This is a genomic window from Litorivita sp. NS0012-18 (assembly GCF_040371945.1).
Lineage (GTDB): Bacteria > Pseudomonadota > Alphaproteobacteria > Rhodobacterales > Rhodobacteraceae > Litorivita.
The window spans coordinates 676637-693071 of sequence record NZ_BAABWS010000002.1; the positions used below are offsets into that span (position 1 = coordinate 676637).

Consider the following 16435-nt stretch of genomic DNA (forward strand, 5'->3'; position numbering starts at 1 on the left):
GTGTTAACAATATGGCAGCGGCGACGCGTATCAAAGCGAAGTTTTTGCAACTGGGTCTGAATTGGCGCCAATGTCATAACCGATCACGCATTGTTCTTGACGCGGCGACAATCAGCCGAATTTCGATAACTCTGCCCGAAAAACAGGCGCCCTTTCAAAGCAAAACGCGCCCGCGGCAAAGCCGGGGCGCGTTCGATTCGCGTCGGGTAAGGGGCCGCTTTAGCGGTCTTCGACCTCGACGTAATCGCGCAGGGTCTCGCCGGTGTAAAGCTGGCGCGGGCGACCGATTTTCATAGTCGGATCCGAGATCATCTCTTTCCACTGCGAAATCCAACCGACAGTGCGCGACAGCGCAAAGATCGGGGTGAACATCGAGGTCGGGAAGCCCATGGCCTCCAAAATGATACCCGAATAGAAATCGACATTCGGGAAGAGCTTTTTATCAGCGAAATACGGATCGCTCAGGGCCTGTTTTTCAAGCTCTTTAGCGACCTGCAGGATCGGGTTGTTTTCCACGCCCAGCAGATCAAGAACCTCGTCGGCCGACTGTTTCATCACCGTCGCGCGCGGGTCGAAGTTTTTGTAAACGCGGTGGCCAAAGCCCATCAAACGGAAGGGATCGTCCTTGTCCTTGGCGCGGGCGATGAATTCGGGGATCCGGTCCACGGTGCCGATCTCGCGCAGCATTTCGAGGCAGGCTTGGTTCGCGCCGCCGTGCGCAGGGCCCCAAAGACAGGCAATGCCCGCCGCAATCGAGGCAAAGGGGTTGGCGCCCGACGAGGAGGCCAAACGCACGGTCGAGGTCGAGGCATTTTGCTCGTGATCGGCGTGCAGGGTGAAAATGCGGTCCATCGCACGGCTCAGGATCGGGTTGACCTCGTAATCCTCGGCAGGGACGGCAAAACACATGCGCAGGAAGTTCGACGCATAGTCCAGATCATTGCGCGGATAAACGAAGGGCTGCCCGATGGTGTATTTGAACGCCATGGCGGCAATCGTCGGCATTTTCGCGATCATACGGATCGAGGCGACCTCACGTTGCCACGGATCGTTGATGTCGGTGCTATCGTGGTAAAAGGCCGACATCGCGCCAACCACACCGACCATAATCGCCATCGGGTGGGCATCGCGGCGGAAACCGGAGAAGAATTTATGCATCTGCTCGTGCACCATCGTGTGATGGGTCACGCGGCTTTCGAAATCTTCAAGCTGCGCCGCCGTGGGCAATTCACCGTAAAGCAACAGGTAGCACACTTCGAGATAGTGGGATTTCTCGGCCAGTTGGTCGATCGGATACCCACGGTGCAGCAGTTCACCCTTGCCGCCATCGATAAAGGTGATGGTGCTGTCGCAAGACGCGGTCGAGGTGAAACCGGGATCATAGGTGAATACATCCGCCTCGGCGTAGAGCTTGCGGATGTCAATGACATCGGGGCCCGCGGTGGGGGAGTAGATCGGAAGCTCGTAGCTCTTCCCATCAATTGTCAGCGTTGCTGATTTCGTCGATTCTGCCATTGTCATTCCCTTCCTATAAGACCCGAAGCGCGGACCGCTCTCAGGTTCGTAAGTCATGGCCCCTTTAGAGTAGGTTAACCCTGCTCCTCTTAGGCCGCCATTCTGGCTGCGTCGTCTAGGCGGGCGAGGCTTTCCTCGCGTCCCAGAACCAGCATCATATCGAACACACTTGGCGTTGCGGCCCGTCCGGCCAGCGCCGCCCGCATCGGGCCTGCCAGCTTGCCGAACTTGATCTCGCGGGCCTCACAGAACCCGTTCAAAGCCGCCTCAAGATCGTCACGAGACCAGCTAACATTTTGCAGATGCGGCGTCAATTCATTCAGTATACCACGGGATACTGAATCGAGGTTTTTCGCCGCTTTCTCCTCCGGCTCGATCGGTCGATCGGCCATTATAAATGCAGCTTTATCAAGGAGTTCTGGGAAGGTCTTCGCACGCTCCTTCAGACAATGCATCCCGTCTAGCAAAAGCGCTTTTTTTGCATCGCTCAAAACGGGGGCCTTGGTGGCGCTTAAAAATCCCGCAAGCTCATGCAGCAGCGCAGCATCATCCGCCGCCGCGATTTGCTGCCCGCAGATATTTTCAAGCTTTTTGAAATCCAGCCGCGCCGGAGATTTGCCGATCCCGTCCAGATCAAACCATTCCAAAGCCTGCGCATCGGAGAAAAATTCGTCATCGCCATGGCTCCAACCAAGGCGGGCAAGGTAATTACGCATTCCGGCGGCGGGATAGCCCATGACCTGATATTCATGCGCGCCCAAAGCGCCGTGACGTTTGCTCAACTTCTTGCCGTCCGGCCCGTGAATGAGCGGGATATGCGCATAGACCGGCAAATCCCATCCCATCGCCGCATAGATCCCCATCTGCCGCGCCGCATTGTTCAAATGATCGTCGCCGCGGATCACATGGGTCACGCCCATATCGAAATCATCCACCACCACGGCCAGCATATAGACCGGCGTGCCGTCCGAGCGCAGCAAAACCATATCGTCCAACTGGTCGTTGCGGATGGTCACATCGCCTTGCACCGCATCTCGGATCACAGTCGCGCCGTCATTGTCGGTCTTGAGGCGGATGACATAGGGCGCATCGGGATGGCTGGCGGCGTCGGCATCGCGCCACGGGCTTTGAAACAGGGTGGATTTGCCCTCGGCCCGCGCCGCCTCGCGAAAGGCTTCGATCTCGTCTTGGGTCGAAAAACACTTATAGGCCGCGCCTTTGGCGAGCAAAGCCAAAGCCACCTCGCGGTGACGATCTGCGCGCTCGAACTGGCTGATCACCTCGCCGTCATGATCCAGCCCCAGCCACGCCAGACCTTGCAAAATCGCCTCTGTCGCTTCGGGGGTCGAGCGGGCGCGGTCGGTGTCTTCGATCCGCAGCAGGAATTTGCCGCCACGCCCGCGCGCATAGAGCCAGTTGAACAGCGCCGTGCGCGCCCCGCCGATGTGCAAATACCCCGTTGGCGAGGGGGCGAAACGGGTGACCACGGGTTTGGCGGCGGGCTGAACAGTGTCGGGCGAGGCGGGTGAGGGCACGGTGGCTTAACCTTTCGGTAATCATGGAGGCAATAGCTTTGCCGCCTGTCTATCGACCCGCCAAGCGGAGAACAAGCACCCCGCAGCGCGTTCATGCACCGATAGAGGAGGGCAACGTCCTGCGCAGCTTATCCATCATAGAAGACAGCTTTGTGCGCCAACGCGGCGCGCTGTTTGGCTGGGTGCCGGTCTGTATGGCGCTCGGGATCGGGGCGTATTTCGCCGCGCCCCTAGAGCCGTCTTGGATGATCTATGCCGCGGCGGCGGGGATTGGCGGCGCGGCGGGGGCGGGCGCATGGACCTTTGGCCGCCGTTTGCGCGCGCGCGGCACCGGCGCCGCAGGGGCGGCTTTGTGCACGGCGGCGCTGCTGATCTGCGTGGGGCTTTGCCTTGCGGGTCTGCGCGCGCACCGTTTGGTCGCGCCGGTGATCGATTGGCGATACTACGGCCCCATCGAAGGGCGCGTCGCGGGGATGGATCGCGCCTCCAGCGGCACATTGCGCCTCACGCTCGACAATCTGCAACTGCGGCGCCTCGCGCCCGATAGAACGCCGCGGCTCGTGCGTCTCTCTTTGCATGGCCCCGCGCCCGATTTCGCGCCGCAGGTGGGGCAGGTGGTCATGGCCACGGGGCATCTTTCTGCCGCCCCAGGCCCGACAGAGCCAAGCGGTTTCGATTTTCGCCGCCACGCGTGGTTTCGCCAGCTTGGCGCGGTCGGATACAGCCGCAAGCCTTTGGTTTTGCTTGCTCCTGCGCAGGGTTGGCAAGGCGTCACTGCTGCGCGTCTTGCGCTGTCGTCAAGGGTGCAGGCGGGGCTGCAGGGCGATGCGGGGGCCTTTGCGGCGGCGATCATGACGGGGGACCGCTCGGCCATGGACGCGGGGGTTCTGGCCGATTTGCGCCGCTCCAATCTGGCGCATCTTCTGGCCATATCGGGCCTTCATATGGGGCTATTGGCGGGGGTTCTGTTCGGCGCGGCGCGGTTGATCCTTTGCCTTGTGCCGTGGTGCGCGCTGCGGCTTCCGGTCAAAAAGCTGGCCGCGGTTTGCGCCTTGGCCGGATCGGCGGGGTATTTGCTTTTGTCGGGGGGCAATATCGCCACCGAGCGCGCCTTTGTGATGGTCGCCGTGGCTTTGGTCGCGGTGATTTGCGAGCGCCGCGCGCTGTCCTTGCGCGCGCTGGCCTTGGCCGCTGTCATCATCTTGGCCTTGCGGCCCGAAGGGTTGACCGAACCGGGGTTCCAGATGTCCTTTGCCGCGACGACCGGATTGGTCGCGGTCTTCGGGATGCTGCGCGGCGAAGGGAGGACGGCGGCGGTCGTGCCGCGCTGGCTTTATGCGCCGCTGGCGGTGTTCATTTCCTCGGCGGTGGCCGGAGTGGCGACCGCGCCGTTTTCGGCGGCGCATTTCAACCAGATCTCGCATTTCGGCCTTTTGGCGAATCTGGCCTCGGTGCCTTTGATGGGGGCTTTGGTCATGCCCGCTGCGGTCGCCGCTGCGGCATTGATGCCGTTGGGGCTTGAGGCGCCTGCGCTTTGGATCATGGGGCTTGGTCTCAAATGGATCCTCTTTGTGGCCCATTGTGTGTCGGGGCTGGATGGGGCGGTCGGCAAGGTGCCCGCGCCGCCCGATATGGTTTTGCCGCTGCTCGCCATGGGGGCGCTGGTCATGGTGTTGTGGCAAGGGCGCGGGCGGTGGAGCGGGATCGCCGTGATGGCCATGGCCTTCGCGATTTGGGCGGCGGCGCAGCGCCCTGCGGTGCTGATCGCGCGCGACGGCGCGTTGGTGGGGGTGCGCGCCGAGGCCGGCCGCGTGCTCAGCCGCGCGTCAGTGGCCCGCTTCACGGCGCAAAACTGGCTCGACAACGACGGCGATGCGCGTGCGCAAGAGGCCGCCGCAAGCGCATGGCGCGGGCAGGGCATGATGGCGGGGGGACTGCGGATTATCCACCTGCAAGGCAAAGGCGCGGTGGAGGCATTTTCGGGCTGCGCCGAAGGAGAGATCATAGTGATGAACCGCGACCCGCAAGGCGGGGAGCGGGCTTTCTCGCTTCCGGCTGATGGCGCGCATCTGAGCGCGCGCTCGGCCTGCCTGATTGTGACCCCGAAGGCGCTCGCGCGCAGCGGCGCAATCGCGTTTTTTGAAGAGGCTGGCGGGTTGCGCCTTCAAACGGCTCAGGGCCAAAACGGCAACCGGCTATGGTCTCCCGCGGCGCAGGCCGATGATGAGGTCAAAAGGCGCAAGCCTTTGCCAAAGAAGAATAAAGGCCCGCGCATTGCGGGCCTGAACTCATCGATCGAGCGCCCCGAGGGGCGCAAGCGCGCAGGTCAATAAGTGCGGATCAGCCCGACAAGGCGGCCTTGCACATTGACCTTATCGGAAGGGAAGACCCGCGTTTCATAGGCGGGGTTGGCGGCCTCCAGCGCGATGGCATTGCCCTTGCGGTAAAAGCGCTTGAGCGTCGCCTCATGGTCTTCGATCAGCGCCACAACGATATCGCCGTCATCGGCCACTTTGGTCTCGCGGATGACCACCACATCGCCGTCATTGATGCCCGCTTCGATCATCGAATCCCCGTGCACCTCCAGCGCATAGTGATCGCCCGCGCCCGAAATCATCCCCGCAGGCACGGCCACGCGGTGCGAGACTTCGGAGATCGCCTCGATCGGCACACCTGCGGCGATGCGGCCCATCACCGGCAATTCCATCGCATAGACCGCTTCGAGGGTTTGCGCATCGCTGGGGCGCGGGGCATCGGGGCGATCGCCTTCGATGACTTGCGGAACAAAACCGGCAGGCGCGCCGCCGAGGCTTTCGGGCAGCTTCACAATCTCGATCGCCCGCGCACGATGGGCCAAACGCCGGATAAACCCGCGTTCCTCTAGCGCCGTGATCAACCGGTGAATGCCCGATTTCGAGCGCAAATCCAGCGCTTCTTTCATTTCGTCAAAGCTTGGCGGGACGCCGTCGCGTTGAAGCCGTTTTTGGATGAATTCCAAAAGATCGAGCTGTTTCTTCGTCAGCATCTTGCACACCCTCACATCGTGTTTTGCCTGTGTTCTTGCCCTTCGTTCTACCCTTGTTCTCTTTTTGTGTCAACTTTTGTTAACAAGAGCCCGAGGCGGAGGACAACAGGCCGCGTGGCCTAGAGGGGGATATAGTCGACCATGGTGCCCGCGGGCAGCATCGGCGTATCGGGGGGCTGGACCAAAAGCGCATTGGCATCGGCGAGGATGCCCAAAAGCGCGCTGTCTTGGCGGGCGAAGGGGGTGATCTCGCCGTCAGCGACCTGCGCGCGCAGGTAATGCTCGCGCGGGCCGCCTGCGGGCATGTCTTCGGCCAGACGCGCGGTTTTGCGCGCGGCAGGCAGCGCAGGCAGCCCCATCATCACCCGTACCATCGGGGCTAAAAACACCGTGCCACAGACCATCGCCGAAACCGGATTGCCCGGCAGCCCGAGCATCAGCGCCCCGTCGGCCATCCGCCCCGCCATCAATGGCTTTCCTGGCCGCATCGCGACTTTGTAAAAGCTTTGCTCCATGCCCACAGAGGCCGCCACATCAGCGACGATATCGTGATCGCCCACCGAGGCGCCGCCGACCGTGACCACCAGATCGGCCCCCTTGGCCAGATCAAAACACATCTCCAGCGAGGCCGGATTGTCCTTGGCGATGGGCAAGAGCCGCGGCGCCGCGCCAAGGTCTTGCAACAAGGCATAAAGCCCGAAAGTGTTGGAGGCGATGATCTGATCCGGTCCCGGCTCTTCGCCCGGCATGACCAATTCATCCCCCGTGGAGATCAGCGCCACATCAGGGCGGCGCATCACCGGCACTTCGGCGATGTTCATCGACGCCATCAGCGCGATATCCGCCGGTCCAATGCGGCGCGGCGCCTTGATCACATCGCCTTGTTTGAAATCCCCCCCCGCAGGGCGGATATTGTCGCCGGTGCCGATGTTGCCGGTGATGGTGATCTCGTTGGAAATCCGCATCACCTCTTCTTGCAAAATCACGCGGGTCGCGCCTTCGGGCACCGGCGCGCCGGTGAAAATCCGCACCGCTTCGCCGCTACGCACATCGCCGCGCCATCCGTGCCCCGCCGCAGATTCGCCAATCACCTTGAACGTCGCATCCGGCACCGCCTCCGCGCCGATCACCGCATATCCATCCATCGCCGAGGCCGCGAAAGGCGGCTGCGTGCGTTTTGAAGCCACATCATGCGCCAATACCCGCCCATTGGCCGCGCGCAGGGGCACGATCTCTTTGCCAAGCGGTTTGGCCAGAGCAAAGAGGTTGTCGAGCGCTTGGGTGACTGAAATCATGACGCCTCGAACCGCCCCGATTTTCCGCCGTCTTTGAGCAGCACCCGAATGCCGCCGATCTGCATCTCTTTGTCCACCGCTTTGGCCATGTCATAGACGGTCAATGCCGCCGTGCTGACCGCCGTCAATGCTTCCATCTCGACGCCGGTTTGTCCCGTGGTTTTGACCGTGGCTTCGATCCGCACCCCTGGCAGGGCGGGGTCGAGCGTCAATTCCACCGCCACTTTGGTCACCGGCAAAGGATGGCACAGCGGGATCAGCGTCGGCGTCAATTTCGCCCCCATGATTCCCGCCAAACGCGCCACGCCCAACACATCGCCCTTCTTGGCGCGCCCTTCGGCGATGATCGCATAGGTCGCCTCGGCCATACTCACATGCCCTGCCGCCACGGCGACGCGTGATGTGACCGGTTTGTCGGAAACATCCACCATATGGGCATCGCCCTTGGGGTCGAAATGGGTCAAACCGCTGGCATGGGTGCCGGACATCGCGCGCTCCTGCGTCAAAGGCTTACATCATCCCCGAAGGGCTGAGCGGATTGGCCAAAATCGCGCGGGTGGCCGCCTCCACATCATCATGGCGCATCAGGCTCTCGCCGATGAGAAAGGCCCGCGCGCCATAAAGCGCCATATCGGCCAATTCCTCCGGGCCCGAAAGCCCGCTTTCGCAAACGATCATCCGGTCCGCAGGCACCTGCTTGGACAAGGTGCGCGTGGTGTCGAGGGTTGTCTCGAAGGTTTTGAGGTTGCGGTTGTTGATCCCGATCATCCGCGATTTGAGCTGGCTGGCACGCTCCAGCTCTTCCGCGTCATGGACCTCCAAAAGCGCATCCATCCCCCAAGCCGCCGCCGCCTGCTCAAGCTCCAGCGCCTGCGCATCCGACACGCTCGCCATGATGATCAAAATGCAATCGGCCCCAAGCGCACGCGCCTCGGCCACCTGATAGGTGTCATACATGAAATCCTTGCGCAAAACCGGCAGATCGCACGCCGCCCGCGCCGCCACCAGATAGTCTTTCGCGCCTTGAAAACTCGGCCCATCGGTCAATACCGACAAACAGGCCGCGCCGCCCGCCGCATAGGCCGCCGCAATCGCCGCCGGATCGAAATCGGGCCGGATCAGGCCTTTGGAGGGCGAGGCTTTCTTGACCTCTGCGATGAGCCCGTATCCGCTGCGCGAGGCTTCGAAAAGCCGATCAGCAAATCCGCGCACCGGCGAGGCGTCTCGTGCCTCGGCCTCAACGGCTTCCAAAGGTTTGGCCGCCTTATCCGCCGCCACTTCCTCAAGCTTATAGGCTTTGATCTTATCAAGAATTGTCTGTGTCATGCCCAAGACCTAACGCGCCGCGGCGCCAAAGGAAAGCCCGACCTTCGCCCTTGATCTCCCCCATCGGGGCCAAGACGCGCCGCGCTTTGCCGGTTCCAAAAATATCCCCGCCGGAGGCGCATATCCGCCCCAAGCGATCCCGCCTGAATCGGCGCGCTCACGCCGCCGAAGTGATGCGCGCCAAAGCCTCGATCTTGGCCTTTGCCGCGCCGCTGTCGATGCTTTGCGCCGCTATGGCGACCCCTTCTTTCAAATCGCCCGCCGCGCCTTGCACGCTCAATGCCGCCGCCGCGTTGAGCAGCACCGCATCGCGGTAGGCCGAGGCCTCGCCCGCCAATAGCGCGGCAAAGGCCTTGCCGTTCTCTTCGGGGGTGCCGCCGATCAATTGCTCGAACCGATGCACGGGCAGGCCGAAATCCTCAGGATGCAATTCCACATCCTTCACGGCGCCGTCCTCCTCCAAGGCCGCCACCCATGAGACGCCCGAGATCGACAGCTCATCCGTGCCGTCCGATCCATGCACCAGCCACGCGCGGGTGCTGCCCAATTGCCCCAATACCTGCGCCATCGGGCGGATGAGATCGCGCGAGAACGCGCCGGTCAGCTGGTATTTCACCCCCGCCGGATTGGTCAGCGGACCCAGAATGTTGAAAATCGTCCGCGTGCCCAATTCGGTGCGCGTCGGCATCACATGTTTGATCGCCGGATGGTGCATCGGCGCCATCATGAAGGCGATGCCGATCTGCGACAGGGCCGCTTCGACCACATCCGGCCCGACCATGACGTTGACACCCATCGCGCCCAAGGCATCCGATGCGCCCGATTTCGAGCTCAGGTTCCGGTTGCCGTGTTTGGCCACCGGCACACCCGCACCCGCCACAACGAAGGCCGTCGCGGTGGAGATATTGAGCGTATGTTTGCCATCGCCGCCGGTGCCGACAATATCCATCGCGCCCTCGGGGGCCGCCACGGGCAGGCAATTGGCCCGCATCACCGCAGCGGCGGCGGCATATTCGTCCACCGTCTCGCCGCGCGTGCGCAGCGCCATCAAAAGCCCGCCGATCTGGCTTGGCGTCGCGGTTCCGGCAAAGAGCTCGCCAAAAGCGCGCTCGGCCTCCTCGCGCGTCAAAGGGCGATCGGCGGCCACGCCGATCAGCGGTTTGAGAATATCGCTCATGCGGGCACCGCCAGCAAATCTGTAAAGTTTTGCAAGAGCTTATGCCCGTGCTGCGAGGCAATGCTTTCGGGGTGGAATTGCACCCCGTGGATCGGCAGCGTTTTATGCTGCAGCCCCATGATCGTGCCGTCTTCCAGCTCTGCCGTGACCTGCAGACCGTCGGGCAAAGTCGCGCGCTCCACCACCAAGGAATGATAGCGCGTCGCCTCGAAGGGCGAGGGCAGGTCTTTGAAAAGCCCTGTGCCGTCATGCCTGATATGGCCCATCTTGCCATGCACGATCTCGCTGTGGCGCACGACCTTGCCGCCAAAGGCCTCGCCGATGGTTTGATGCCCGAGGCACACGCCCATGAGCGGCGTGCGGGTTTCCGCCGCCGCATGGGTCAGCGCGAGGCAAATCCCCGCCTGCGCCGGATCTTTGGGGCCAGGCGAGAGCAAAATTCCCGCCGGTTTCATCGCCATAGCCTCTTGCACATCCAAAGCATCATTGCGCTTGACCACCACCTCGGTGCCCAATTCGCCCAGATAATGCACGAGGTTATAGGTGAAACTGTCGTAATTATCGATCAGGAGCAGCATCTTGTCCCACTTTGCGGATTGTCGGGGCTGGAGGCCCGCCTTAATGTCGCGTTATACATGTTCAGGCTTGCGCGGGTGCGTCAAGAGGGGCGCGGGGCATCTTTGGCCAATTCACCGCGCGGATCGGGGCGCGGCGGCGCATGGCGATGACAGCACGGCGCAATGTGCGGGCCGTGACGATAATGACAGGCCGCAGGCAATTTTGCCGCGCGGCGGGTGAGGACAAGAGGCGAAAACGGTGGTGCGAGGATTTCTCTTTGGTGCGAGTCTGGGGGCGGCGGTGTCGGTTGTGGGCGCCGGTGTGCTCTCTGTTGCGGTTGGTCCGGTGGGAGAGGGGACGCAAACCGCACTGGGCAGTGCGGGCGCTTCGCAATCCGCGCCGGACCAAGCCGCAGCCGATCAATCCTCCCCCGCCGCGCCGAACGGCCCCGTAGCCTCCAAGCCTTCGCAAGAGCCTGCGAATGAGGTCGCCACCGCCGAAACCGCCCCCTCGCAGGCACCCCAAGCCGAAGGTAAACCCGAAGATAAACCTGCCGATACCGGCGCACAAACGGGCGCGCCGCTTGGCGCGGATGCAAACTTGCCCGCCGTCGATCCGGCCCCGCAATCGGGAGAGGCCCCGAGCATCGCCGCGCCGCAGGCGCAGGCCAGCGCGCCGGTTGATACCGCGCCCGCCGCACTTCCCGATGTTGGCGCCCCAGTGCAAAGCAATCTTGAGGCGCCCCAAGGCGCGCCCGCTGCGCAAGGCGCGGCAGATGTCGAGACCGAAACCCCCGTCTATCCCAGCCCGCAAGCGCAGGCCCCCGATGCGCCACAAAGCGAGGCGGAACTGTCGATCTCGACCAACCCCGCGCAGCCGCCAGCCCCCGATGCCGCCGCCCCGAGAAGCGCCTTTCCGGCAAGCGATTTGTCGCAAATCACGGCGCCCGCCCTAGGGCAGGGCACAGAAGATCAAGGGACAGAAGACCAAGGCACAGAAGATCAGGGCGCTGACGTGACCGGCTCTGGGCCAGACGTCGCAAAAGACACAGCGAAAGACGGCGCCAGCGACACTGCGGAAGACGCCGCACAAGAGAGCGCCAAAGATGATGCGACAGGCGCGCCCTCCGGCGCTGACGTCTCAGTCATGACCGAGGCGCCTCAGATGGGCGGCCAAGCGCCGGAGCAACCGGAAAATGGCAATTCTGCCGAGGCCGCCTCTGCACAAACCGCGCCTGATGCGGGCGCAAGTGCACAGGCACAGCCCGATCAAAGCGGCGGCCTTGATCGCGCCAATGCGGGACGGGACGAGGCGCAGCGCGATGCGCCGACTGCCGCGCCGCCCGCAAATGCACCCGCACCTGCGCCAAGAGCCAAACCCCAAACCGCCGCGCTTCCGCGCACTGATGATCCGGCGCCGGACGCTCAAGGCAGCGGTGTCGCGCCCGATGAAGAAGCCGCCAGCGCGCCGCGCAATGACGCCGCGCAAGCCCCCGCAGACACGCAAATCGCGGCGGCGCGGCCCAAGATCGGCACGCCCGCGGGCACTTTGGGCGGCGGCAGCTCGCTGATCGCGCAGCGCAGCGCTGGCAATGGCGCGGCCTCTGCGAAATCCGCCTTGCCGAGTATCGGCGCACGGGGCGACGCCGCGACCGATGCGGCGCAGACCGATGATGACGCGCGCGTAGATGCCGATGCGCCGCCCCTGCGTCGTTTTGCCCAGCCTTTCGACAATCCCGAAGGCAAGCCTTTGATGTCGATCATCTTGATCGATGACGGCAAATCGGGGCTGGGGCAACAGGCGCTCGGCACTTTCCCCTATCCGATCACGATTGCCATCGACACCGAATGGGCGCAGGCGGCCGAAGCGGCGCGCAACTACCGCGCTGCAGGGTATGAGGTCGTGGCGATGGCCAATCTGCCGCAAAATTTCAGCGCCGCCGATACCGAAGTGGCCATGTCCGCGCTGCTGCGCCGTGTGCCGCAGGCCACAGCCGTGATCGAGGGCACCGGCAGCGGGCTGCAGGGCAACAAAGACATGAGCCTGCAACTTGCCTCGATCCTGAGCGCGACGGGGCATGGGTTGGTTTTGACATCCAAGGGGCTGAACGCGGGGGCGAAACTGGCGGCCAATGAGGGCGTGCCGACGGCGACCTTGCTGCGCGATATCGATGGCGAGGGCCAAGACGCGCGGGTGATCCGCCGCTTCCTCGACCATGCGGCCTTTCAGGCGCGACAGAACGGCGAAGGCGTGATTATGCTGGGCCGGTTGCGGGCCGAGACGATCTCGGCGCTGCATATCTGGGGACAGGCGGAGCGCGCGGCGCGGGTCGCGTTGGCCCCTGCCTCGGCGGTGTTGCAACAGGCGGCGCAATAGCCGCTATCGGCCTGCTCCAACACACTGATGATCAAATGAAAACGGCGCGTCCCACAGGGTGCGCCGCTTGAATGATTGAGGGCCGGTGCGAGCGCGCCGCCTAACCGTTGCCGCCGACCGTGAACCGCGCGGCATCGGCAGCGGCGCGGCGGATGGCGTTGGATTTATGCAACGTCTCTTGGTATTCGGCTTCGGGGTCGCTGTCATAGACGACACCGCCGCCCGCTTGGATATAGAGCTTTTGATCCTTGAGGATCGCGGTGCGCAGGGCGATGCACACATCCATATCGCCGCCCGCGCTGAAATAGCCCACGCCGCCGCCGTAAACGCCGCGTTTTTCCGGCTCCAACTCGTCGATGATCTCCATCGCGCGCACCTTGGGCGCGCCCGACACCGTGCCCGCAGGCAGACCGGCCAGCAGTGCCGACAGCGCGTCTTGATCCTCGGCCAATTCGCCCACCACATTAGAGACGATATGCATCACATGGCTGTAGCGTTCGATGATGAATTTCTCGGTCGGGCGCACCGTGCCGATTTTCGACACGCGCCCCGTGTCATTGCGCCCCAGATCAAGCAGCATCAAATGCTCGGCCAACTCCTTTTTGTCGGCCAGAAGATCGGCCTCGAGCGCGCGGTCTTCTTCGGGGGTGGCGCCGCGCGGGCGGGTGCCTGCGATCGGGCGGATCGTCACCTCGTTGCCAAAGACACGGACCAGAATTTCGGGGCTGGCGCCGATCACCTGAAACCCGCCGAAATTGAAATAGAACATGAAGGGCGAGGGATTGGTGCGGCGCAAGCTGCGGTAGAGCGCAAAGGGCGGCTGGGTGAAATTTTGTGTCCAGCGCTGCGACGGGACGACTTGGAAAATATCGCCCGCGCGAATGTATTCCTTGGCCTTCTCGACGGCCTCCAGATAGGCAGCTTTGGTGAAATTCGACACGGGTTCGGCGTCTTCATCTGCCTCGCCCAGATCGCGCGCATGCTGGGGCAGGGCGCGCTCCAAATCGCGCACCGCATCCGACACCCGCTCGGCGGCCTGCGCATAGGCGGCGCGCGCCGATTGCCCCGATCCCACATAGGCGGGGGCGACGATGATCACCTCGCCTTTGACCCCGTCCAGAACCGCAATCACCGAGGGGCGCATCATCACCGCATCGGGCAGGCCAAGCGGGTCGGGATTCACATCGGGCAGATGTTCAACCAGACGGATCATGTCGTAGCCCAGATAGCCGAAGAGCCCCGCCGAGGCGGCGGGCAGGTCATCGGGCAAATCAATGCGGCTTTCGGCGATCAGATTGCGCAAGGAGGTCAGCGGGTCGCTGCTCTCTTGGGTCCACGCATCGGGGTCGAAACGCGCCGCACGGTTGAGCCGCGCCGATGTGCCGTCACATTGCCAGATCAGATCGGGTTTCATCCCGATGATCGAATAGCGCCCCAAAACCTCGCCGCCCGTCACGCTTTCGAGCATGAAGGTGTCTTTGGCCGCGCCGGTCATCTTGAGCATCAAGGACACCGCAGTGTCGAGATCGGCGGTCAGGCGGGTGTAAACGATCTGGTTCTCGCCTGCATCAAAGCGGGCGGCAAAATCGTCATAAGAAGGCGTCAGTTCCATCGTGGTCCGGTCTTTGTCTTGGCCCTGCCATTGTGCGGCGCAGCGCGGCGGGCAGGGCGGATCGAGAGGCGGCGCGGGACGGGCCCCGCACCCCCATGCGTTATTGCAGCGAGGCGTTCACCGCATTCACCGCCGCCGTGCTCAGGTTCACGTCGGTGCGGCTGCGAATGTCGGAAATATAGGCCTCATAGATGTCTTGGGCGACGGCGGCTTCGGCCTGTTCGCGCAGATTGGCGGCCAAGGCGGCGACATCGGGGTCGTCCATATCCGGCCCTTTTTCAGCGTCAAGCCGCGTGATGATCACGCCGCCAAAGGCATCGAAAATCCCGACCTTTCCCGTCTCCAGATCGAACACGGCGTCAAGAAACCCCTCGGGCGTGCCCGGAACAAATCCGTTGCGCAACACATCGGTTTCGGTCGAGGGGGACAGGCCGAGACCGGTGAAATCCGCGCCTTCCTCAAGCTGCGAGACCAAGCCTTCGGCCTGCGCGCGCAGGCGGGTTTCGGTCTCGGCGCCTTCCCATGCGGCGGCGACATCTTCGGTCACATCTTCGAGCTTTTGCACCCGCGGCGCGAGCACCTCTTCGAGGCGCATGGCATAGATGCCGCCATCTTCCAATTGCGCCACTTCGGGGAAATCTTCCTCCGATAGCGCGCGCGCCGCGGCGGCAAATTCGCGGTAGGCGGCGATGTCGTCCTCGTTGCCCGCGTGCCAATCGACACGGCCAAGCTCGAGCATGGTTTCCTTGGCCACCTCCTCAAGCGTCGCCCCGCCCGCGAGCATATCGTCGATGGCCTCGGCCTGTGCCTCGATCACGCGGCGGGCACGGTCAAAGGCCAACTCGTCGCGCAGCATCGCCTTGACGTCCTCAAAGGCGCGCTCTTCGGCGGGCAAAACCGCATTGACCCGAAACAGCGCCGGACCGATGGAGGTGGTGAAGGGACCGGTGACCTGCCCCACATCGGAGGCAAAAACCGCATCCGCCGCCCCGTCCAGATCAGAGCGCGCCACATCCCCCATATCGACATCCGCCAAGTCCAAGCCGCGATCCGCAACGAGGTCTTCGAAGGCTTTGTCGCCGGTCTCCAGCGCGGCTTTGGCAGCCTCGGCGGCCGCCTCGTCGGCAAAGGCCAGACGTTCGACCAAACGGCGCTCTTCGGTGTTGAACTCGCCCTTGCGCTCCTCATAAAGCGCGCTCAGCGCCGCCTCATCGACCTCGACACTGTCGAGCACCATATCGGGGGTCACCCACACATAGGTGATGCGCTTCATTTCGGGCAGGGTAAAATCAGTCACATGCGATTGGTGATAGCTGCGCAATTCGTCCATTGTGGGTTGCGGCAGCGGCTCGGCCAGATCCTTTTGGGTCAAACGCGCCCAAGTGAAATCGCGCCGCGCCCCGACAAAGCCGACCAAAGCATCGGCATGCGCGGCAGGCACGGCAATGCCGCTCACCACTGCGCCTTGCACCAAGGTGCGCGCGGTTTCCTTGCGCAGGTCTTCTTCGAATTCGGCCTCGGTCAAACCGGCATTGCGCAGGGCATATGAATATCCCTCGCGGTCAAATTTCCCGTCGACGCCCTGAAAGCTGGAGATTTCGAAAATCTGCTTGCTGAGGGTCTCGTCGCCGATCGACAGGCCCATACGCGCGGTTTCGTCGTCCACGGCGGCGCTGTTGACCAATTGCGACAGGATGCGGCGGTCCACACCGGCGGCCTGCGCCTGCGCTAATGTCACCGGCTGGCCGGTTTGCGCCTCAAGGCCGCGCAACTCGCGCTGCAAGGCGCGCGCATAATCGTCGACGCTGATCTCTTGCGCGCCGACGTTGCCCACGGCGCGCACGCCGCTGGACAGATTTGTCGCCCCGAAGCCGCCCAGACCGAGGATCAACAGACCCATCAAAATCCAGACCAAAGTTCTTGTTGTGCCGCCGCCGCTCGCCATTGTTCAGGCCCCCTTTGTGGGTTGTCTTGAATTCGCTGGCGAATGTGTATGCGTTGGCGCGCAGCGGGGCA

General features: G+C 63.3%; 12 protein-coding genes. 2 read left to right on the forward strand and 10 right to left on the reverse strand.

The window, feature by feature from the left end; translation table 11 throughout:
* Positions 1–219 precede the first annotated feature (219 nt).
* Positions 220–1515: a citrate synthase gene (gene gltA / locus ABWV64_RS12895; RefSeq protein WP_353345843.1), complete on the reverse strand. Its 1296-nt coding sequence runs from the start codon at positions 1513–1515 to the stop codon at positions 220–222.
* A gap of 89 nt (positions 1516–1604) precedes the next feature.
* Complete coding sequence (gltX, locus tag ABWV64_RS12900; protein WP_353345845.1) at positions 1605–3050, reverse strand: glutamate--tRNA ligase; 1446 nt, start codon at positions 3048–3050, stop codon at positions 1605–1607.
* A gap of 152 nt (positions 3051–3202) precedes the next feature.
* Here gltX and ABWV64_RS12905 point away from each other — a divergent pair, with 152 nt between their 5' ends.
* Positions 3203–5383, forward strand: a complete 2181-nt coding sequence (locus ABWV64_RS12905) for a ComEC/Rec2 family competence protein (RefSeq protein WP_353345847.1) — start codon at positions 3203–3205, stop codon at positions 5381–5383.
* Here the strand turns inward: ABWV64_RS12905 and lexA are convergent.
* The 6 genes from lexA to ABWV64_RS12935 all read right to left on the reverse strand — a co-directional run bounded on the left by lexA (position 5377) and on the right by ABWV64_RS12935 (position 10451).
* Positions 5377–6075: a transcriptional repressor LexA gene (gene lexA / locus ABWV64_RS12910; protein WP_353345849.1), complete on the reverse strand. Its 699-nt coding sequence runs from the start codon at positions 6073–6075 to the stop codon at positions 5377–5379. The two genes, ABWV64_RS12905 and lexA, sit on opposite strands and share 7 nt — an antisense overlap.
* A gap of 119 nt (positions 6076–6194) precedes the next feature.
* Complete coding sequence (locus ABWV64_RS12915) at positions 6195–7370, reverse strand: molybdopterin molybdotransferase MoeA (protein ID WP_353345851.1); 1176 nt, start codon at positions 7368–7370, stop codon at positions 6195–6197.
* Positions 7367–7858: a cyclic pyranopterin monophosphate synthase MoaC gene (gene moaC / locus ABWV64_RS12920; protein ID WP_353345853.1), complete on the reverse strand. Its 492-nt coding sequence runs from the start codon at positions 7856–7858 to the stop codon at positions 7367–7369. The genes ABWV64_RS12915 and moaC overlap by 4 nt, the downstream gene beginning before the upstream one ends.
* Before the next feature lie 22 nt (positions 7859–7880).
* Positions 7881–8696: an indole-3-glycerol phosphate synthase TrpC gene (gene trpC, locus ABWV64_RS12925; RefSeq protein ID WP_353345855.1), complete on the reverse strand. Its 816-nt coding sequence runs from the start codon at positions 8694–8696 to the stop codon at positions 7881–7883.
* 157 nt (positions 8697–8853) lie between these two features.
* Positions 8854–9873, reverse strand: coding sequence for an anthranilate phosphoribosyltransferase (trpD, locus tag ABWV64_RS12930; protein ID WP_353345857.1), 1020 nt, complete (start codon positions 9871–9873; stop codon positions 8854–8856).
* A complete protein-coding gene (locus ABWV64_RS12935; protein WP_353345859.1) occupies positions 9870–10451 on the reverse strand; it encodes an anthranilate synthase component II in 582 nt (193 codons plus the stop codon). Before ABWV64_RS12935 ends, trpD begins: the two co-directional genes overlap by 4 nt.
* Before the next feature lie 241 nt (positions 10452–10692).
* On the opposite strand from ABWV64_RS12935, the gene ABWV64_RS12940 reads away from it, so the two are divergent.
* On the forward strand, positions 10693–12807 hold the full coding sequence (locus tag ABWV64_RS12940; RefSeq protein WP_353345861.1) for a divergent polysaccharide deacteylase family protein: 2115 nt from the start codon (positions 10693–10695) through the stop codon (positions 12805–12807).
* Positions 12808–12907: 100 nt separating this feature from the next.
* On the opposite strand, the gene trpE is transcribed toward ABWV64_RS12940, so the two are convergent.
* A complete protein-coding gene (gene trpE / locus ABWV64_RS12945; protein WP_353345863.1) occupies positions 12908–14419 on the reverse strand; it encodes an anthranilate synthase component I in 1512 nt (503 codons plus the stop codon).
* A gap of 100 nt (positions 14420–14519) precedes the next feature.
* Positions 14520–16364, reverse strand: coding sequence for a SurA N-terminal domain-containing protein (locus ABWV64_RS12950; RefSeq protein WP_353345865.1), 1845 nt, complete (start codon positions 16362–16364; stop codon positions 14520–14522).
* Positions 16365–16435: the final 71 nt, after the last annotated feature.